The organism is Streptococcus canis (assembly GCF_900636575.1).
GTDB lineage: Bacteria > Bacillota > Bacilli > Lactobacillales > Streptococcaceae > Streptococcus > Streptococcus canis.
Map to the genome: position 1 here is coordinate 1432825 of NZ_LR134293.1, position 20440 is coordinate 1453264.

Annotated in this window: 15 protein-coding genes and 1 pseudogene; 13 read left to right on the top strand and 3 right to left on the bottom strand. The window is 38.5% G+C overall.

All coding sequences use genetic code 11. The features are described 5' to 3' along the window. Positions 1-55: 55 nt before the first annotated feature. From EL097_RS07320 to lpdA, 5 genes are all read left to right on the top strand, one after another. Positions 56-1957 (top strand): ABC-F family ATP-binding cassette domain-containing protein, encoded by a 1902-nt coding sequence (locus EL097_RS07320; protein WP_003043875.1) that lies wholly within the window; start codon positions 56-58, stop codon positions 1955-1957. Positions 1958-2326: 369 nt separating this feature from the next. Then, positions 2327-3295 (top strand): thiamine pyrophosphate-dependent dehydrogenase E1 component subunit alpha, encoded by a 969-nt coding sequence (locus tag EL097_RS07325; RefSeq protein ID WP_003043872.1) that lies wholly within the window; start codon positions 2327-2329, stop codon positions 3293-3295. A 58-nt stretch (positions 3296-3353) separates the two neighbouring features. After that, the gene (locus EL097_RS07330) at positions 3354-4352 is read left to right on the top strand and encodes an alpha-ketoacid dehydrogenase subunit beta (RefSeq protein ID WP_003043869.1); all 999 of its coding nucleotides are present in this window, start codon (positions 3354-3356) and stop codon (positions 4350-4352) included. Between the two features lie 183 nt (positions 4353-4535). After that, positions 4536-5948 carry a dihydrolipoamide acetyltransferase gene (locus EL097_RS07335; RefSeq protein WP_003043866.1) on the top strand — a complete coding sequence of 471 codons (1413 nt, stop codon included), beginning with the start codon at positions 4536-4538 and terminating at the stop codon, positions 5946-5948. Between the two features lie 156 nt (positions 5949-6104). Next, positions 6105-7868 carry a dihydrolipoyl dehydrogenase gene (gene lpdA / locus EL097_RS07340; protein WP_003043863.1) on the top strand — a complete coding sequence of 588 codons (1764 nt, stop codon included), beginning with the start codon at positions 6105-6107 and terminating at the stop codon, positions 7866-7868. A 333-nt stretch (positions 7869-8201) separates the two neighbouring features. Here the strand turns inward: lpdA and EL097_RS07345 are convergent. Then, a pseudogene (locus EL097_RS07345) lies at positions 8202-9158 on the bottom strand (IS30 family transposase). A gap of 211 nt (positions 9159-9369) precedes the next feature. Here EL097_RS07345 and EL097_RS07350 point away from each other — a divergent pair. From EL097_RS07350 to EL097_RS07365, 4 genes are all read left to right on the top strand, one after another. Then, on the top strand, positions 9370-10728 hold the full coding sequence (locus tag EL097_RS07350; protein ID WP_003043860.1) for an NADase-type glycan-binding domain-containing protein: 1359 nt from the start codon (positions 9370-9372) through the stop codon (positions 10726-10728). Positions 10729-10746: 18 nt separating this feature from the next. After that, positions 10747-11232, top strand: a complete 486-nt coding sequence (locus EL097_RS07355; RefSeq protein WP_003043858.1) for an NAD glycohydrolase inhibitor — start codon at positions 10747-10749, stop codon at positions 11230-11232. Between the two features lie 23 nt (positions 11233-11255). After that, positions 11256-12986, top strand: coding sequence for a thiol-activated cytolysin family protein (locus EL097_RS07360; RefSeq protein WP_003043855.1), 1731 nt, complete (start codon positions 11256-11258; stop codon positions 12984-12986). Between the two features lie 179 nt (positions 12987-13165). Continuing rightward, complete coding sequence (locus EL097_RS07365; RefSeq protein WP_003043852.1) at positions 13166-14155, top strand: lipoate--protein ligase; 990 nt, start codon at positions 13166-13168, stop codon at positions 14153-14155. 58 nt (positions 14156-14213) lie between these two features. Here the strand turns inward: EL097_RS07365 and gatD are convergent, their stop codons facing one another. Both gatD and murT read right to left on the bottom strand, forming a co-directional pair. Then, positions 14214-15005 (bottom strand): lipid II isoglutaminyl synthase subunit GatD, encoded by a 792-nt coding sequence (gene gatD, locus EL097_RS07370; RefSeq protein WP_003043850.1) that lies wholly within the window; start codon positions 15003-15005, stop codon positions 14214-14216. Continuing rightward, positions 15005-16348, bottom strand: coding sequence for a lipid II isoglutaminyl synthase subunit MurT (gene murT / locus EL097_RS07375; RefSeq protein WP_003043847.1), 1344 nt, complete (start codon positions 16346-16348; stop codon positions 15005-15007). Before murT ends, gatD begins: the two co-directional genes overlap by 1 nt. A gap of 102 nt (positions 16349-16450) precedes the next feature. Here murT and cdaA point away from each other — a divergent pair, with 102 nt between their 5' ends. The 4 genes from cdaA to EL097_RS07395 all read left to right on the top strand — a co-directional run bounded on the left by cdaA (position 16451) and on the right by EL097_RS07395 (position 20405). Beyond that, entirely contained in the window at positions 16451-17302 is an 852-nt protein-coding gene (gene cdaA / locus EL097_RS07380) for a diadenylate cyclase CdaA (protein ID WP_093999391.1), read from the top strand. Further along, positions 17299-18255 (top strand): CdaR family protein, encoded by a 957-nt coding sequence (locus tag EL097_RS07385; protein ID WP_003043840.1) that lies wholly within the window; start codon positions 17299-17301, stop codon positions 18253-18255. Before cdaA ends, EL097_RS07385 begins: the two co-directional genes overlap by 4 nt. Before the next feature lie 53 nt (positions 18256-18308). Then, on the top strand, positions 18309-19664 hold the full coding sequence (gene glmM / locus EL097_RS07390) for a phosphoglucosamine mutase (RefSeq protein WP_003043838.1): 1356 nt from the start codon (positions 18309-18311) through the stop codon (positions 19662-19664). Between the two features lie 99 nt (positions 19665-19763). After that, positions 19764-20405, top strand: coding sequence for a hypothetical protein (locus tag EL097_RS07395; RefSeq protein ID WP_003043835.1), 642 nt, complete (start codon positions 19764-19766; stop codon positions 20403-20405). Positions 20406-20440: the final 35 nt, after the last annotated feature.

Below are 20440 nucleotides of genomic sequence, written 5' to 3' on the forward strand. Positions count from 1 at the left end.
TGGAAACTCAATTGAAAATGTCCTCAAAAGGGCATTTTTTTGATAAAATAAAGACATGATTATTTTACAAGGAAACAAGTTAGAACGCTCTTTTTCAGGGGAGGTTCTTTTTCAAAACATATCATTGCAGGTTGGTGAACACGATCGGATTGCCTTGGTTGGTCCCAATGGAGCTGGTAAGTCAACCTTACTCAAGCTATTAGTTGGAGAAGAAATCCCAACGAGTGGAGAGGTCAATACTAAAAAAGACTTAACCTTATCTTATTTGGCTCAAAATAGTCGTTTTGAATCAGATAAGACCATATATGACGAGATGCTCAAAGTTTTTGAAGGGCTACGATCTGATGAACAACGTTTGCGTCAGATGGAAATGGAAATGGCAACAGTTTCAGGTCAAGACTTATCACGTCTGATGGCAGATTATGATCTCCTTGCCGAACGTTTCCGTCAGCAAGGTGGGTTTACTTATGAATCTGATATCAAAGCTATTTTAAATGGATTTAGGTTTGATGAGAGCATGTGGCAGATGACTATCTCAGAATTGTCAGGAGGTCAAAATACTCGTCTGGCCTTGGCTAAAATGCTTTTAGAAAAGCCAGAACTATTGGTTCTTGACGAACCAACCAACCACTTAGATATTGAAACTATTGCTTGGTTGGAGAATTACTTGACCAATTATCAAGGAGCCCTGATTATCGTTAGCCATGACCGTTATTTTTTGGATAAGGTGGCAACAGTGACCTTGGAGTTAACTCCTCATGGCTTGGATCGCTACGTTGGCAATTATTCTCGTTTTATGACCTTAAAGGCTGAAAAATTAGCAGCTGAGGAAAGACAGTTTGAAAAACAGCAAAAAGAAATTGCTAAGTTAGAAGACTTTGTTCAAAAAAACATTGTCAGGGCATCGACCACAAAAAGAGCCCAAGCAAGGCGGAAACAACTGGAAAAAATAGAACGTTTAGATAAGCCATCAAGTGGTCTAAAATCTGCTCATATGACATTTCATGCAGAGAAATCATCAGGGAATATTGTCCTAAAAGTTGAAGAAGCTGCTATTGGTTATGACAACCAAATATTGTCAGAGCCCATTACCATAGACATCAACAAATTAGATGCTATCGCTGTTGTGGGGCCTAATGGTATTGGCAAGTCCACTTTGATTAAATCAATTATTGGGCAAATTCCTCTTATTAAAGGACAGATCAAGTATGGTGCGAATGTGGAAACAGGTTATTATGACCAAACTCAATCGCATCTAAGTCCAAATCATACGGTTTTAGAAGAGTTGTGGCAGGACTTTTCAACCACGCCAGAAGTTGATATTAGAAACCGGCTAGGGGCTTTCCTCTTTTCTGGAGATGATGTCAAAAAATCGGTGGCCATGCTATCGGGAGGTGAAAAAGCCCGCCTGCTTCTTGCTAAATTGTCTATGGAAAATAATAATTTCCTTGTCTTGGACGAGCCAACCAACCACCTGGACATTGACAGTAAAGAAGTGCTAGAGAATGCCCTCATTGACTTTGACGGGACCTTGCTTTTTGTCAGTCATGACCGTTATTTTATTAATCGTTTGGCCACCAAGGTTTTGGAAATTACCGAGACCGGCTCTACTCTTTATTTGGGAGACTATGATTATTACCTTGAGAAAAAGGCAGAGCTGGAAGAATTAGCTCGATTAGCGACAGAGGAAGTATTAGAAACAGTCGAAGAGCCTATCAACGATTACCAATTACAAAAGGCTAATCAAAAAGAACGCCGTCGTTTGACACGCCGCTACGAGGAGATTGAAGCAAGGCTTGAAAGTATTGAAGAGCGGATTAACGACCTTCAAGAAGATATGCACGCTTCCAATGACACCACTCAATTAATGGCTTGGCAAGAGGAATGGGAACAATTGGATCAGGAACAAGAAACACTTATGGAAGAATGGGAAACTATTGCTGAGCAGTTAGAGTAATGAAGAAAACAAGCCTTAGATATTTCTTTGAGGCTTGTTTTGCTTTCGTTAAGGTTTATCTATCAGAATTAAAAAGACTTATTTCTTCAGAACGTAGACAGACTCCATTCTTAGAAGAGTAAAAAAAGATTGTCTTAAATGGAGTTTTTCTTATTAATATGTTGCAATTTGGAATAAGAATGTGTTTCAAAAAAAGCAAAACTGTTATATAGTATTTTTATATTTTTTAGTACAGATCCGTTTGTGATTTCACAAACTATAACGATTTCTAAAAACCAAATAGGATAAGAAAGAAAGCGATTTAATTATTTGCAAATTGTGAATAAAAGTTTTATCATAAAAAGGTACTATGATAATATGGAGGCCAAAATGGTAACAGTTTCTAAAGAACAACATTTGGATATGTTCCTTAAAATGGAACGTATTCGTGAATTTGATTCACGTATTAATAAACTCGTCCGTCGTGGATTTGTGCAAGGGATGACTCACTTTTCTGTTGGTGAAGAAGCAGCAAACGTTGGGGCAGTGGCTCACTTGACTTACGATGATATTATTTTCTCAAATCACCGTGGCCATGGTCAATCAATCGCTAAAGACATGGATCTTAACAAAATGATGGCTGAACTTGCTGGTAAAGCAACTGGTGTGTCTAAAGGGCGTGGTGGCTCTATGCATTTGGCTGACTTTGAAAAAGGAAACTATGGTACCAATGGTATCGTTGGTGGTGGTTACGCCCTTGCAGTAGGTGCGGCGCTTACCCAACAATATAAAGGAACTAACAATATCGCTGTTGCCTTCTCAGGTGATGGAGCTACCAATGAAGGCTCATTCCATGAGTCTGTTAATATGGCTGCAACATGGAAACTTCCTGTTATTTTCTTCATCATCAACAACCGTTATGGTATTTCAATGAGCATTAATAACGCTACAAATACACCACATTTATATACTCGTGCAGAAGCTTATGGTATTCCTGGTTTCTACTGTGAAGATGGAAATGACGTGATGGCTGTTTATGAAACAATGGGCAAAGCCGTTGAACACGTTCGTGGTGGAAATGGTCCAGCTATCGTTGAAGTAGAGTCATATCGCTGGTTTGGTCATTCAACTGCCGATGCTGGTAAATACCGCACCAAAGAAGAAGTGGATGAGTGGAAGGAAAAAGATCCAATAATCAAATATCGAACTTACCTCACAAGTGAAGGTATTGCTACTGATGACGAATTGGATGCTATTCAAGCACAAGTCAAAAAAGAAGTTGACGATGCTTATGAATTTGCACAAAATAGTCCAGATCCAGAACTTTCAGTAGCTTTCGAAGACGTTTGGGTTGACTAATATCACCTTGTCAGTAAGATGCAATCGTATTTGAATAATAAATGGAGAAATAAAAATTATGTCAGAAACAAAATTAATGGCTTTGCGTGAAGCAGTCAACCTTGCTATGACTGAGGAAATGCGCAAGGATGAAAACATTTTCCTTATGGGTGAAGACGTAGGGGTTTATGGAGGAGACTTTGGTACCTCTGTTGGAATGATTGAAGAATTTGGTGCAAAACGTGTTAAAGACACACCAATTTCAGAAGCTGCCATCTCTGGTGCAGCTATTGGTGCAGCGATTACAGGACTTCGTCCAATTGTTGACGTTACCTTCATGGATTTCCTTACTATCATGATGGACGCTATCGTTAACAATGGTGCTAAAAATAACTACATGTTCGGTGGAGGCCTGATTACCCCTGTAACCTTCCGTGTGGCATCAGGTTCAGGTATCGGTTCTGCTGCGCAACACTCACAATCTCTTGAAGCTTGGTTGACCCACATTCCAGGAATTAAAGTTGTTGCTCCAGGGAATGCTAACGATGCTAAAGGCTTGTTAAAATCAGCTATCCGTGATAATAACATTGTTCTTTTCATGGAACCAAAGGCTCTTTATGGTAAAAAAGAAGAAGTTAACCAAGATCCTGATTTCTATATCCCACTTGGTAAAGGTGAGATAAAACGTGAAGGAACTGATTTGACAATCGTTTCTTACGGTCGTATGTTGGAGCGTGTTCTTCAAGCAGCTGAAGAAGTGGCAGCAGATGGTATTAACGTTGAAGTTGTTGACCCACGTACCCTTATCCCACTTGATAAAGAATTGATCATTGAATCAGTTAAGAAAACAGGTAGATTGATGCTTGTCAACGATGCTTACAAGACAGGTGGATTCATTGGTGAAATTGCAACCATGATTACCGAAAGTGAAGCTTTTGATTACCTTGATCATCCAATCGTTCGTCTTGCCAGTGAAGATGTTCCAGTACCTTATGCACGTGTACTTGAACAAGCTATCTTACCAGACGTTGAGAAAATCAAGGCTGCTATTGTTAAAATGGCAAATAAAGGCAATTAGAAGATAAGGCAAGCGGTCTGATACTGACCGTGTTTATCGGTAACTTCTCAGCTAAAAACTATTTTGAAAGTTTTTAGAAGTACTGAGTTGTCTTATCCCGCGTCATACCACCTTATGTTTCTGACATTTTGTAAAGGAATGAGGGTGCTAGTGGCGCTTATCAAATCGTGAAAGGATGTAGAAATGGCATTTGAAATTATTATGCCAAAGCTCGGCGTTGACATGCAAGAGGGCGAAATCATCGAATGGAAAAAACAAGAAGGTGATACCGTCAATGAAGGTGATGTCCTACTTGAAATCATGTCAGACAAAACCAATATGGAACTTGAGGCAGAAGACTCAGGTGTGCTATTGAAAATTGTCCGCCCAGCTGGTGATACTGTGCCTGTAACAGAAGTTATTGGTTATATTGGTGCAGAAGGTGAATCAGTAGATACTATTGCTTCAAGCGAAAAAGCAACAGAAATTCCAGTTCCTGCGTCAGCTGATGCTGGACCAGCAGTTGCTCCAAAAAAGAATGTGGCAAGTCCAGTTCCTCAGGTAGCAGCGACAGCTATTCCTCAAGGAAATAGTGGAAAAGTACGTGCTACCCCAGCTGCCCGTAAAGCAGCGGCAGAATTGGGTATTGATCTTGGCCAAGTGCCAGGGACAGGCCCAAAAGGACGTGTGCATAAAGAAGACGTTGAGAACTTTAAAGGTGCTCAACCTAAAGCATCACCACTTGCTCGTAAAATTGCAGCTGATAAAGGCATTGATTTGGCAACCGTATCAGGTACTGGCTTTAATGGTAAGGTCATGAAAGAAGACATTATGGCTACCCTTGAAGCAGCTAAACCAGTTGAAGCAAAAGCACCATCAGCACTTAAAGAAGAAAAAGTTGTTGAACTTCCAGAAGGTGTGGAACACAAGCCAATGTCAGCTATGCGTAAGGCAATCTCTAAAGGTATGACAAACTCTTATCTTACTGCACCTACCTTTACGCTTAACTACGATATTGACATGACAGAAATGATTGCCCTTCGTAAGAAGTTAATCGATCCAATTATGGCTAAAACAGGTCTTAAAGTCAGCTTTACGGACTTGATTGGCATGGCAGTTGTTAAGACCTTGATGAAACCTGAACATGAATATATGAACGCTTCACTTATCAATGATGCCAATGATATCGAGTTGCATCGCTTTGTCAACCTTGGTATTGCTGTAGGTCTTGATGATGGTCTTATCGTTCCAGTTATTCATGGGGCTGACAAGATGAGTTTATCAGACTTCGTTCTTGCCTCAAAAGATGTGATTAAAAAGGCACAAACTGGTAAATTGAAAGCAGCTGAAATGTCTGGCTCAACCTTCTCAATTACCAACTTGGGAATGTTTGGTACTAAGACGTTTAATCCAATCATTAACCAACCCAACTCAGCTATTCTTGGTGTTGGTGCCACAATTCCAACCCCAACGGTTGTGGATGGTGAGATTGTTGCTCGTCCAATTATGGCAATGTGCTTGACCATTGACCACCGGTTGGTTGACGGTATGAATGGTGCTAAATTCATGGTTGACCTCAAGAAATTGATGGAAAACCCATTTGAATTGTTAATCTGATCATATTAGTATCCAGATACTATTTCATTTTTACAGAAATAGTATCTTTAACAAAAAATAGGTATGGGTATTGAACAAACTTATGAAAACTCGTTAGTTTTCATTTGTGATAGCGTTCGTTAAAGACCCTTTGTATCTTACGAAAGGAAATCAATAATGGCTGTTGAAATTATTATGCCAAAACTCGGTGTTGACATGCAAGAAGGTGAAATCATCGAGTGGAAAAAACAAGAAGGTGATACTGTTAATGAAGGTGATATTCTTCTTGAAATCATGTCAGACAAAACCAATATGGAACTTGAAGCAGAAGACTCAGGTGTTCTTCTTAAAATTACTCGCCAAGCAGGTGAAACAGTACCTGTAACAGAAGTTATCGGTTATATCGGTGCAGAAGGTGAATCTATTGAGGTTTCAAGCTCAGCTGCTTCAGATGTCAACGTTGCTCGTACAACAGAAGATTTGGAAGCTGCTGGACTTGAGGTGCCAAAAGCACCAACTCAAGCTGCTTCAGCTACACCAAAAGCGGCGCTTGCTGACGATGAATATGATATTATCGTTGTTGGTGGTGGCCCAGCTGGTTACTATGCTGCTATTCGCGGCGCTCAACTTGGTGGTAAAATTGCCATCGTTGAGAAATCCGAATTTGGTGGTACTTGCTTGAATGTAGGCTGTATTCCAACGAAGACTTATCTAAAAAATGCTGAAATCCTTGATGGTATCAAGATTGCAGCAGGACGCGGGATTAACCTTGCATCAACTAGCTACACGATTGATATGGACAAAACAGTTGACTTTAAAAACACCGTTGTGAAAACCTTAACAGGCGGTGTTCAAGGACTTCTTAAAGCTAATAAAGTCACTATTTTTAATGGTCTTGGTCAAGTAAACCCTGACAAGACTGTAACTATTGGGTCACAAACGATTAAAGGTCGCAACATCATTCTTGCAACAGGGTCTAAGGTATCACGTATCAATATTCCAGGGATTGATTCTAAGCTTGTCTTAACGTCTGATGATATTCTTGATCTTCGTGAAATGCCAAAATCACTTGCTGTTATGGGTGGTGGTGTCGTTGGTATCGAGCTTGGACTTGTTTGGGCATCATATGGTGTCGATGTTACTGTTATTGAAATGGCAGACCGTATTATCCCAGCAATGGATAAGGAAGTCTCTCTTGAACTTCAAAAAATCCTTTCTAAGAAAGGTATGAAGATCAAAACATCTGTTGGTGTCTCTGAGATTGTTGAAGCTAATAACCAATTGACCTTGAAACTTAATAATGGTGAAGAAGTTGTTGCTGAAAAAGCCTTGCTTTCTATCGGTCGTGTGCCACAAATGAACGGACTTGAAAACCTTAACCTTGAAATGGATCGTAACCGTATCAAAGTTAATGACTACCAAGAAACATCAATTCCAGGTATCTACGCACCAGGTGATGTTAATGGAACTAAAATGCTTGCGCATGCTGCCTACCGTATGGGTGAAGTAGCTGCAGAAAATGCTATCCATGGTAATACGACTCGTAAAGCTAACCTTAAATACACTCCAGCAGCTGTTTACACTCACCCTGAAGTGGCAATGGTTGGTTTAACTGAAGAACAAGCTCGTGAGCAATACGGTGATGTGCTTATCGGTAAAAATAGTTTCACTGGTAATGGGCGTGCCATTGCTTCAAACGAAGCACATGGTTTTGTAAAAGTCATTGCTGATACCAAATACCATGAAATCCTAGGAGTTCACATTATTGGACCAGCTGCAGCGGAAATGATTAACGAAGCGGCAACCATTATGGAAGCAGAATTGACTGTTGATGAATTGTTATTATCAATTCACGGACACCCAACCTTCTCTGAAGTCATGTATGAAGCTTTTGCAGATGTTCTTGGTGAAGCTATCCATAACCCACCAAAACGTAAATAATCACTTTAACTCGATAAGAAAAAGAGTAGTGAAAAATAGCTCTAGGCCAAAAGGCTCAGAGCTATTTTTTAGAGTCTAATAGAGAGTTGAGAGAGAATCGGTTAGGTTCTCTCTTTTTGGTATGGGGAAATCCGTCAGAGTTTCCCACTTACTATCTGAAAATAAAAAGTAGAAAATTTATTATCTTAATTAACTGCCATAAAAAATGACAGTTATTATTAGAGGTGAAGAAGAATTATTTTTACGGGTAATTTAATCAAAGTAAGGTATAAACTTAAATAGAGACTGTCAATAATTTTGTGTAAACACAAGAAGCCAAATTTCAAGTGTAAGTTAGCCAGTCTGTAAAAACTCTTTAGGAGATTTGTAATCAAGTAGTTTCTTTGGGTAGTTATTAATCCCATTTTCAATAAATGCGACTTGTTGTTGAGTCGCATTTTTACTTCCCTTTGGTAACCAACGCCGGATGAGTCGGTTATGATTTTCATTTGTTCCTCTCTCTCAAGAGGAATAGGGGTGGGCATAGTAAATGTTTTCAGGGTCAAAAATCTCTGATAAGCGACTGAATTCAGCTCCGTTATCAGCTGTGATTGAGCGAATCGGATAGACTTTCAGAATAGACTTCAAGGCTTGATTCACTGAAGAAGCCGACTTATCAGGAATAAGTCGAATCATTTGGTAGCGGTTTTTTCTGTCTGTCAGCGTCAGTAGACACTCGTTTTTTGCTCTCGTCTGAATAAAACTGTATCAATTTCAAAATCACCGCTATTCTCACGCTTATTAATGCTTGCAGGTCGTTCTTCAATAGACTTTCCAGCCGGCTTAAAATTGGGACTGGCATGCTTTTTTGAAGCTACATTCTTTCGAGGATAAAGCCTGTCAGCCTTGGTCAATCCTAATTGTCTATGATGAATCCAGTAGTAAATGGTGGAGATGGGAACGGGTATCCCTTTTGCCTTAACCATCATCTCGGGAGAGTATTTTTGTTTGATGTAATGAACAATCTTTTCTTTGAGTTCCTTCGTTAGAGTCATCTGTTTAACGGAGCGTTTACGGTTATTGTCATAAACTTCTTGGGCAAAGTCAGCAGAGTAAACTTGTTCATATTTCCCCTGACGTACTTGTTGTCTAACTTGCCCGCGTTTGACTTCATTGTGAATGGTTTGAGGAGCTTTAGCCAATCTTCTCGCTATTTCACGATTTTGACTGTCCTTCTAGAAGCTAACGGTCAATCATTCGACGCTCAGCTAGTGTCAACTGTTTACTTTTGGGTGTATAATAGTCTTGCATCTCAGAGTCTTTCTAATTGTTGTTGTGGTGATGACAATTATACCTCTCTGAGATGTTTTTTGATACCCTTAGGTGGCTAACTTCATTTTAGAACTTTCCTAAATAGATCATATAAAAATATTTTTAAAATGATTAGAAAACATATTGACAAAATGATCTTTTATTTGTATATTTTAATTATATTTTTAAAATAAAATTAAAGGCGGGTTATATGAAGAAAAATAAATTTTCTCTTTCTAAGTTTATTTTAATGGCTAGTATTACTACCATTCTCACGGGAAGCGTGACTAACGACTTCATTGGGGATAGTGTTTACGCATCACCTGTTAAGTCAGCACGTCAATCTAACACTAATAAATTAAAAAAAGCTAAAAAATCTAAGAACTATGATTCTACAACAGTTGTTGAAGCTACGGCTTCTAGTTCAAAAGAAAACAAGCATATCATGCACACTTTGGATAGTTCCATGAAAACAGCTTGGGAAGATGATTCTCCAGGAAATGGTGTTGGTGAAACCCTATCTTATAAATTTGACTCGTTGACAAATATCGGAAGAGTTCTTATTACGAATGGAGATGTGTCAAGTAAAGAAAATTACTATAACAAAAACCGAATTGCTAAAGCAGATCTCAAATACTATAATGGTGATAAATTGGTCTTGGTCCAACAAGTCGACTTTGCGGATAATTACACGAAAAAACCATATCATGTTGAATTAGACAAGAAAGTTGATGTGGACAAGGTTGAAATTGAAGTGACGGCTATCCATCAAGGGAAAAACAAAGATACCTTAGCTATTTCTGAGGTTACATTTGGTAACTTGGAAAAGGATAAATTTCAAAATAAATTCAACCAGTTAAGAGAAAAGTGGGTAACAGATCAGCAAGCTGAAGAATTTATTAAATATGCTGAAGCTTATGCTGATAAGGCTATTGCCATGTCTGCGGTTTCTTCAAGAACCGAATACTATCGTATGTACGAAAGTAGGAAGTACAACTATAAAAAAGAATTTGTTGAAAACCTCAAGAAAATCTATTTGGACACTGGTGCGTCACATATTGCCAGCAAAAAAGATATTATTTCTGCATTTGAAAATGCTGCTAGAGGATTTTCAATCGGAAGACAAGAACATGGTTTATTCGTGACGAGTGTCGCTGAAGACAATGCTCACCTCTATGATGATAAAGGAAATTTAAAGGCAGCAGCTGCGATTGAAGAAATTAAGGGTGTTGATCCTGGTAAATATAAAGACGGTGTTTACCAATATGAGTACGATGCAGCACTTGCTAAGAATATTAATCAGTTAGGCTTTATCAGAACGGCAAGCGGTGACACCCCAGGTGCTAATTCTTTGAATATTCCAGGTTGTCAAACCTTTGCTGGAAAAAATATTCAAAATTCAGAGAGTGAATTAATTTTTCCTTCGATTGATGTCAAAGGGATTTCATCAAAGAAAGTATTAGCAGAAATTGATTCAAAAGGCTACTTCGAAATTGTAGATCCGACTATTATTACACCGAAAGGTGAGAGGAAACAAGTTAGCGGCCGTTTTAAAATTAAAAAAATGTAGTTCAGAAAGTAGGTCAACATGTATAATTGTCCCAATGGTTATGAACAGTATGTAGCATTGTTTAACAAATCACTTAGTAAAAGGGAGTTGATTCGTTACTTTGTTGGTCAAGATAAAACACATCGGTTAACGAGTCGGGATTCTTTGATGTCAGATATTTCTGATTCAGAATTTATTTTTGAGTATTGTTTGTATCCAAGTTTTTTACAAGGTAAGACAGAAATTAAAGAACTTGTCCAAGAGGCTTTGCTAGAAATGTCTGTCAGTAACGATCCTATTCAAGTTTATCAAGCGCTTTTATTTCTAAATTCGCAAAAGCTGATGCTTCGTTATTATGAAACTGTTCCGTTTACAGTGGATCAAGAGCCTATTTTAACTAATATTAAAGTAGCTTTATCGAATGAAGACTTAAAAAATAAAATGAAAACTTATCAGATCGGAGAATTTGCATGTTATCAAGATAGTATGTTTGATATGCTAGAAAGAGTTTTACTAACATTCTAAATTAGGATAAGGATATGAAGTTAATGAAAAAAAGTTTTAAAAAGTATGCTAGAGTTGCGGGCTTATTGTCAGCAGCAGTGATTATGTGTCATTTTGCTACAGCTAACGCTGAATCAAACAAAAAAACTACAGAGCTTGAAATTAGTAGTACTTCTGATGGAAATACAATAGAAATCATAGGTGCTGATTCTAGAAATACGATATCGGACGAAACTATATTAGGAAAATTAGGAGAGAATCCTAAACAAGATAAAATGCTTAATTCAGATGAAATGATTAAGTTGAATCCCAAGGAAATAGCAGCCGAGAAAAAAGTAGATGAGGATAAAAAGAAGGCTGAAATAGACCATGCGGAGTCGTTGAATAAGGGTATCTATGACCTTCACTACAATGAATTAGAAGTATTAGCTAAAAATGGAGAAAGTGTTGAGAACTTTATTCCAAAAGAAGGTAAGAAGAAAGCTGATAAATTTATTGTCATCGAAAGAAGGAAAAAAGATATTAATACGACACCTGTTGACATTTCAATCATTGATTCTGTTACTGATCGCACTTATCCAGGTGCCCTTCAATTGGCTAACAAAAACTTTACCGAAAATAAACCTGATACTCTTATTGCAAAGCGAAAACCTCAAAACATTCATATAGATTTACCAGGTATGGGGGAAGCAGCTACCGTAGAAGTTGCCAATCCAACGTATTCAAATGTTTCTACTGCCGTTGATAATCTTGTTAATAAATGGCATGATAATTACTCAGGTGGTAATACCTTGCCAGCGAGAACGCAATATTCTGAAACAATGGTTTATTCAAAATCTCAAATTGAGGCAGCCTTGAATGTTAACAGTAAGATTCTTGATGCTACCTTAGGAATTGACTTTAATTCTATCTCAAAAGGTGAGAAGAAAGTAATGATTGCTGCTTACAAACAAATTTTTTATACTGTATCAGCAAATCTTCCTAGTAGTCCGGCGGATGTTTTTGACAAATCAGTCAACATGGATGAATTGGTTAAAAAAGGGGTTAGTAATGAAGCACCACCGTTACTTGTAAGTAATGTGGCCTACGGTAGAACCGTTTTTGTCAAGTTAGAAACAAGTTCTAAAAGCCTAGATGTTGAAGCAGCTTTCAGTGCAGCACTTAAAGGAACAGATGTTAAAGCCAAAGGGAAATACTCTGATATTCTAGAAAATAGTTCTTTTACAGCCGTTGTTTTAGGTGGTGACGCGGCAGAGCATAACAAAGTTGTTACTAAAGATTTTGACGTAATTAGAAATGTGATTAAGGATAATGCGACCTTTAGTCGAAAAAATCCTGCTTATCCGATTTCATACACAAGCGTGTTTCTTAAAGACAATAAAATTGCTGGTGTTAATAATAGAAGTGAATATGTAGAAACAACAACGACTGAATTTACTAGTGGGAAAATGACATTAGCCAATAAAGGTTGGTTTGTTGCACAATTTAGAGTTTTCTGGGATGAAGTTGATTACGATGCAACAGGTAAGGAAATCGTTACTGAGAAATCGTGGGAAGGTAATGGTCATGATAGAACCTCACCATTTTCAACAGTCATTCCGTTACCAGCTAATGCTCGAAACATTAGAGTCTTTGCAAGAGAATGTACAGGTCTAGCATGGGAGTGGTGGAGAACTGTTCTTGATGACAAAAACGTTAAACTCGCTAAAGAAATTGAGGTTAACCTTTGGGGCTCAACGCTCTATCCAGCAGGAAGTATTGGTTACAAAAATTAATTTGACAGCCACTGAGGATCACTACTACCGTGAAAGAATTGGTAAGCATCAACTGGTGAATGCTTACCAATTCTTTTGGGAACCTCAGTATTGCCTAACTGGGCTATACACTTGTCTTTTACGCTTGTTTTCATTATACTAGAGGGGTAGATTACATTTTTGAAAGGATTTTTTCTTCTATGAAATACATTGTTAACAAAAGTCACAATCCTGCCTTTAACATTGCCCTTGAAGCTTACGCTTTTAGAGAATTAGTGGAAGAAGACGAATTGTTTATCCTCTGGATCAATGAACCAGCTATTATTATTGGTAAGCACCAAAATACCATTCAAGAAATCAATAAAGAATACATTGATGAACATGATATTCATGTTGTCCGTCGTTTATCTGGTGGCGGGGCAGTTTACCATGATTTGAATAACTTGAATTATACTATTATTTCAAATAAAACAGCAGAAGGTGCCTTTGATTTCAAAACTTTTTCACAACCTGTGATTGCGACTTTAGCAGATTTAGGAGTAACAGCCAATTTTACAGGTCGTAACGATATTGAAATTGACGGCAAAAAAATCTGTGGAAATGCTCAAGCCTACTATAAAGGTCGCATGATGCACCATGGTTGTCTCTTGTTTGATGTGGACATGACAGTCCTTGGAGATGCTCTTAAGGTCAGCAAGGACAAGATTGAGTCTAAAGGGGTGAAATCAGTTCGTGCTCGTGTGACTAATATCTTAAATGAATTGCCAGAAAAGATTACTGTTGATGAATTTTCAGATAAAATCTTGGCTAAAATGAAAGAAACTTACCCAGACATGACAGAGTATGTTTTGTCAGAGGATGAATTGGCTAAGATTCAACAATCTGCTGAGGAACAATTTGGCAGCTGGGATTGGACCTATGGAAAAGCGCCAGAGTATACGATTGAGCGAAATGTTCGTTATCCTGCGGGTAAAATTTCTACTTTTGCGAATGTTGAAAATTCTATCATTAAAAACCTTAAAATCTATGGCGATTTCTTTGGTATCAAAGATGTGCAAGACATTGAGCATTTATTGATTGGTTGCAAATATGAATATAGTGATGTGCTTGAACGTCTGAAAACCATTGATACCACTCAATATTTTTCACGCATGACCCTTGAAGAAGTTGCAAAAGCCATTGTGGCTTAAAAAAAGAGGCTGGAATAAACAGCCTCTTTTTGATATGTTTATGATAATAGTGAATTCTTTAAGCTTTATCAAAAGCAGCTTTACTCTTGACATCAGCGTATTCTTCAGCTACTTCTTGGTTGAGAATAGCATCGTAAGAAGCTAAGGAAATAGTAGAGCCATATTTTTGTTTGAGAGCGGTTGTCACTAAGCGATAAGCCAAATTAACATTCCGTGACAAGATAGGGCCATGGAAGTAACTACCGTACACATTTTTATAGTGAACGCCTTCGGTTTGGTCTTCTTTATTATTGCCGTTTCCATAAATCACGCGTCCAAGTGGCTTTTCATCATCGGATAAGAAGGTACGTCCTTGATGATTTTCAAAGCCAAAATAGGTTTCGTCAAACTCGTCATTATGAATTTTAATATCTCCAATAAAACGATTTTGGTGTTGGTTGAGGGTATAGTGCCCCATAATGCCAAGTCCGTTGATTTTAACACCATTGGCCTGTACATAATATTGTCCTAACAATTGGAAGCCACCGCAGATGGCAAGAACGACCTTATTGTTAGCAATGTAGTTTGCAAGGGCAGATTTTTTGTTTGGTAAGTCCTTGGCTACAATGCTCTGCTCGTAATCTTGTCCGCCACCGAAGAAAACAATGTCGTAGTGGTCTTGGTCAAAGGCATCATTGAGGGACACAATATCTACGGTAACTCTGGCTTTAAGTTTTTCAGCCACATATTTAAGCATTAGGATATTACCGTTATCACCGTAAGTATTCATAAGATTACCGTAGAGGTGGGCAATGTGAAGGTCATAGTGATAGTCACGATTTTCTGGAGATTTTAGTGAAGTGTAGGTCATTAGATCATCTCCTTTTCAACGACATGGCGGTCAGCAAGGAGGCTACGGAATTCTAACATAGCCGTATAGGTTGCTAAGATGTAGGCATGCTTGGCTTCTTGTTTTTCGATGGCTTGCATGATTTCTTCTAACTTTTCAGCCTGTGATAGTTTTGTTTCATCAAAACCTGTTACACGTAATCGGCGGGCAATTTCAGAATGGCGAACACCACCAGCATTTATTTCGGTAATGGGCATTTGAGTAATGAGTTCAAAATTAGCGTCCCAAATCCAGCTGGTATCAATCCCATCTGCGTAATTAGCATTTAAAAGGACAGATAGGCTAAATGGGTAAGCAGCTAGCTGAATCATTTCAAGGGCTTGGCTAGCTCCCACAGGATTTTTAATGAGAACCAGGGTGCAAGATTTATCACCAAGCATAAAGGTTTCCTGACGACCAAAAACAGCCTTGCTTTTATTAAATCCAGCTTTGATTTGTTCAGGTTTAACGCCAAAAAATTCGGCAACAGCAACTGCAGCAAGAGCATTATAAATATTATAAAGACCACCCACGTTAATTTTGTAATCTTGACCATCGATAACAAATTCAGAACTGTTGTTGGTAATAGTTGTTAGTTCAGTTAATTGATAATCTAAGGTTGGTCTTTGGAAGTTACAATTTAAGCAAACAAAATCTCCTAAATTAGCATAAGTATTGAGACGATAGTAAAGGATATGTTCGCATTTTGGGCATAAAACCCCCTCTGTATTATAATGGGCTAGCTGCGGAGCATGCTTAGTGGTATTAAAGCCATAGTACTTAACTGGATTAACTAAGTCCTTGGAAGAGAAAATAGGACTATCTCCATTGGCTAAGATAGTTGCTTCAGGTGCTTTGCTAGCACCATCTACAATCATCTGATAGGTGGTGTAAATCTCTCCATAGCGATCCATTTGATCCCTAAAAATATTAGTATAGACAAACAAACTAGGTTTTAAGTAAGTCGTGATTCTTGGAAGGCTGGCCTCGTCAATCTCTAAGACAGCAATTTGTTTACCAGATCTTCCTTTTTTAGCAGATAAAAAAGCCGACGTAATACCAGTAATCATATTGGCACCACTTGGATTGGTGAGGACTTCCCCAAAGGCTTCTTTTAGAATACCAACGGTTAAGGCAGTGGTTAAGGTTTTGCCGTTTGTTCCAGTGACAACAACAATATCGTAGTTTTGTGAGAGAGTGTCTAAAATATCTTTATCAAAAGATAAGGCTAGATGCCCAGGATAAGTGGAGCCTCGCCCCATCTTTGTTAAAATCAATTGAGCCGCTTTGCCGACACTCAAACCGAGTAATGTCTTTATTTTCATGTTTATATTTTATCACAAGTTTCTCAATTTTAGATAAGGAAAAATGTCACGAATCGTGATATACTACTAATAGTATCTGTTTTAGATAGGAATGAGAGTTGTATGAGTAATTTATCTAGCATTGACACAAAGTTTTTATTGAGTTTATTTTCTGACCCTTGGATGCTTGCAGTGCATCTTTTGGACATTCTAATTGTTGCCTACCTGATTTATCGGTTTATTAAAGCATTGACGGGGACCAAAATCATGTCTTTAGTGCAGGGCGTTATTTTCTTTTTGATTATTCGCTTTATTGCAGAATGGGTTGGTTTTACTACCATCACCTATTTGATGAATCAAGTTATTACCTACGGAGTCATTGCTGGAGTTGTGATTTTTGCACCAGAAATTCGAGCAGGGCTTGAAAAGTTTGGACGATCTACGCAAGTTTTTCTCCAAAAACAAACAGTTAGCAGCGAGGAAGTTTTGGTAGATGCCTTGATTAAGTCTGTGGCCTATATGGGTCCTCGGAAAATTGGGGCTTTGATTGCTATCGAGCAGACACAGACCCTACAAGAATATATTGCGACAGGTATTCCTTTACATGCCGATATTTCAAATCAACTATTAATTAATATCTTTATTCCCAACACACCACTTCATGATGGTGCGGTTATTGTTGGTCAGAATAAGATTGTGGCAGCTTGTGCCTACTTGCCTTTGTCAGAATCAATGACAATTTCCAAAGAATTTGGAACACGACATAGAGCAGCTATCGGTTTGTCTGAACATTCTGATGCCTTGACCATTATCGTCTCAGAAGAAACAGGGGCCATTTCGGTAGCGCGTAAGGGGCAATTTTTGCATGATTTAACAGCAGATGAATTTGAAACCGTTCTTAGAACGTATTTAATCAGTGAACCAAGTGTTACCTTGCCATGGTTTAAAAAAATTTTAGGAGGAAAAGCTAAATGAAACGATTTTTAAATAGTCGCCTTTGGTTAGCCTTAGTTTCAGTTTTTTTTGCTATTCTTCTTTTTTTGACGGCCGCTTCAAGTAACCACAAAAATTCTGGGTCACAAATTTATAGTCCGATTGAAACATACACCCATAGCCTTAAAGATGTGCCTATTGATATAAAATATGATAGTGAGAAATATTTTATCAGCGGTTATTCTTATGGCGCTGAAGTTTATCTAACCTCTACCAATCGGATTAAACTTGATTCTGAAGTGAATAGCGACACTCGCAGTTTTAAGATTGTAGCAGACTTAACCAAGAGTCATCCTGGAACGGTCACAGTAACATTGAAAGTGGAAAATTTACCTTCTGGGGTAACTGCTACGGTCTCACCCGATAAAATTTCAGTAACTATTGGTAAAAAAGAATCAAAGATGTTTCCTGTTCGAGGCAGTGTAGATGCCAAACAAATTGCAAATGGCTATGAGATTAGTAAGATTGAAACAGGAATTGATAAGGTCGAGGTGACTAGTGATGAATCTACTATTGCCTTGATTGACCATGTTGTCGCCAAGTTACCTGATGATCAGGTCTTGGATGCAAATTACAGCAGTCGTGTCACCTTACAAGCTGTTTCTGCTGATGGAACAATCTTAGCAAGTGCCATTGATCCAGCCAAGGCCAATTTGACAGTTGGTGTTAAGAAAATTACGAAATCGGTTCCTATTAGGGTTGAAGCAGTTGGAGTAATGAATGACGGTTTATCAGATATTCAATATAAGTTGTCCAAACAAACTGCTCTTATTTCTGGAAGTCGAGAGGCCTTAGAAGCTATTGATGAAATCGTTGCAGAAGTTAATATTTCTGACGTGACTAAAAACACTAGTAAGACTGTGAGTTTGTCTTCTAATCAGGTGTCTATTGAGCCGTCAGTAGTGACCGTTCAGTTGACAACCACTAAAAAATAATGGATAATAACAAGGAAAATTGAATGGAGGAAGCCAGTAGGCTTATATAAATTATGGGAAAATATTTTGGAACAGACGGTGTTCGTGGGGAAGCAAATGTTGAGCTGACACCTGAGTTAGCATTTAAACTTGGTCGCTTTGGCGGCTATGTTTTAAGTCAACACGAAACCGAAAGACCCAAAGTTTTTGTGGCACGTGACACTCGTATTTCAGGAGAAATGCTGGAGTCAGCCTTGATTGCTGGTCTGCTGTCTGTTGGTATTGAAGTTTATAAACTTGGTGTTTTAGCAACACCTGGTGTCTCTTATTTAGTTAGAACTGAAAAAGCAAGTGCGGGGGTCATGATTTCTGCTAGTCATAATCCAGCACTTGACAATGGCATTAAATTCTTTGGAAATGACGGTTTCAAGTTAGCCGATGAGCAAGAATTGGAAATCGAAGCCCTCTTAGATGCTAGTGAAGATAACCTGCCACGTCCAAGTGCTGAGGGTCTTGGAACCTTAGTTGACTATCCAGAAGGTCTTCGTAAATATGAAAAATTCTTGGTAACAACTGGGACTGATTTGACGGGTATGACAGTTGCTTTAGACACGGCTAACGGTGCAGCCTCTGTTTCTGCGCGTGATGTCTTTTTAGATTTAAATGCAGAAATTGCTGTTATTGGTGAAAAACCGAATGGTTTAAATATTAATGACGGTGTTGGTTCAACACATCCAGAACAGCTTCAAGAACTTGTTAAGGAGACAGGTGCTGATTTAGGATTGGCCTTTGATGGTGATAGTGACCGTCTGATTGCAGTTGACGAAAATGGCGCTATTGTTGATGGTGATCGTATCATGTTTGTTATCGGCAAGTACCTATCAGAAAAAGGCCTTCTTGCGCAAAATACCATTGTCACAACGGTGATGTCTAACCTTGGTTTCCATAAAGCTTTGGATAGCCATGCTATCAATAAAGCAATCACAGCTGTAGGTGATCGCTATGTGGTAGAAGAAATGCGTCGTTCAGGCTATAACCTCGGAGGTGAGCAATCAGGGCATGTCATTATCATGGACTACAATACCACTGGAGATGGCCAACTAACAGCTATCCAATTAACGAAAATCATGAAAGAGACAGGAAAAAGTCTGTCTGAATTAGCAAGTGAAGTGACTATCTATCCTCAAAAATTGGTTAATATCCGTGTGGAGAACAGCATGAAAGAACGTGCTATGGAAGTTCCAGCTATTGCAAATATCATTGCAAAAATGGAAGAAGAAATGGCAGGTAACGGACGCATTCTTGTGAGACCAAGTGGCACAGAACCTCTGCTTCGTGTCATGGCAGAAGCGCCAACAGATACTGAAGTCGATTATTATGTGAACACCATCGCTGATGTTGTGCGTGCAGAAATTGGGCTTGATTGCTAAAAGAGCGAAGTTGTTGTTTCAGTGTTTTTGTTACAAAACAAAGGAGACTTTGGGCGCTTAGTCCAGGTCTCTTTTTACAATTAAGAGAAAGGAAAACTAATGACCAAGCAAATGATAGCAGACCTCGCTAACGGATTACCTCCCCTAGCAGCTCAGCTTTATTTAGACATGATTCCTGAATACCAAGAGGGCTATGCTTCTTATGTTTATCAAACACCAAAAGAAGACACTCAAAAGCGCCGCATTAAACAGTTGTCTAAAAATTTTGGACGGTTACGGGATACCCCATCTTTCTATGTGATGCCTATGGTAAGAGAAATCGCAGAGCAATTGCTAGCAGATAGAGGAGAAACTTATCATCCTCTATCAACAGTTGCAGCTAATCAAGTATTAGCGGCTACTGTTAATAATCATAAGACGATTTTCCAAGTGCTTCGAAATGGGGCAAGAGTGGCCTTTGTGATTCTTCAAAAAAAGGGAGAATTTCTGGAAATGACTTTAGGGATTCTTTCTCAAGGAAAAGAAGCCGAATTGCCAGCAGCTATTGTGGGAGCTGTCCAGAAATATATTCTGGCAGATATGCAAGAGAAACTCCTTCCATTAAGCGTTCTCGTCAGTCGAGAATCAAGCAAACTTTTTTACCAAGAACAAGGGTTTGTTCTGATAGCTAAGGGTTGCGAGTCAGGAAATGAAAGCCATTCTGTCGCTTGTCAGCTCGTGAAATATTTGTCCAAGTCATGAAGAATCAAGAGAAATGGTTTCTTAGTAGGGGCATT

What these genes read in the sequence shown, in the direction of transcription:
- EL097_RS07320 (WP_003043875.1), top strand. Translation starts at nt 56, where the DNA reads ATGATTATTTTACAAGGAAACAAGTTAGAACGCTCTTTTTCAGGGGAG.
- EL097_RS07325 (WP_003043872.1), top strand. Translation starts at nt 2,327, where the DNA reads ATGGTAACAGTTTCTAAAGAACAACATTTGGATATGTTCCTTAAAATG.
- EL097_RS07330 (WP_003043869.1), top strand. Translation starts at nt 3,354, where the DNA reads ATGTCAGAAACAAAATTAATGGCTTTGCGTGAAGCAGTCAACCTTGCT.
- EL097_RS07335 (WP_003043866.1), top strand. Translation starts at nt 4,536, where the DNA reads ATGGCATTTGAAATTATTATGCCAAAGCTCGGCGTTGACATGCAAGAG.
- lpdA (WP_003043863.1), top strand. Translation starts at nt 6,105, where the DNA reads ATGGCTGTTGAAATTATTATGCCAAAACTCGGTGTTGACATGCAAGAA.
- EL097_RS07350 (WP_003043860.1), top strand. Translation starts at nt 9,370, where the DNA reads ATGAAGAAAAATAAATTTTCTCTTTCTAAGTTTATTTTAATGGCTAGT.
- EL097_RS07355 (WP_003043858.1), top strand. Translation starts at nt 10,747, where the DNA reads ATGTATAATTGTCCCAATGGTTATGAACAGTATGTAGCATTGTTTAAC.
- EL097_RS07360 (WP_003043855.1), top strand. Translation starts at nt 11,256, where the DNA reads ATGAAAAAAAGTTTTAAAAAGTATGCTAGAGTTGCGGGCTTATTGTCA.
- EL097_RS07365 (WP_003043852.1), top strand. Translation starts at nt 13,166, where the DNA reads ATGAAATACATTGTTAACAAAAGTCACAATCCTGCCTTTAACATTGCC.
- gatD (WP_003043850.1), bottom strand. Translation starts at nt 15,005, where the DNA reads ATGACCTACACTTCACTAAAATCTCCAGAAAATCGTGACTATCACTAT.
- murT (WP_003043847.1), bottom strand. Translation starts at nt 16,348, where the DNA reads ATGAAAATAAAGACATTACTCGGTTTGAGTGTCGGCAAAGCGGCTCAA.
- cdaA (WP_093999391.1), top strand. Translation starts at nt 16,451, where the DNA reads ATGAGTAATTTATCTAGCATTGACACAAAGTTTTTATTGAGTTTATTT.
- EL097_RS07385 (WP_003043840.1), top strand. Translation starts at nt 17,299, where the DNA reads ATGAAACGATTTTTAAATAGTCGCCTTTGGTTAGCCTTAGTTTCAGTT.
- glmM (WP_003043838.1), top strand. Translation starts at nt 18,309, where the DNA reads ATGGGAAAATATTTTGGAACAGACGGTGTTCGTGGGGAAGCAAATGTT.
- EL097_RS07395 (WP_003043835.1), top strand. Translation starts at nt 19,764, where the DNA reads ATGACCAAGCAAATGATAGCAGACCTCGCTAACGGATTACCTCCCCTA.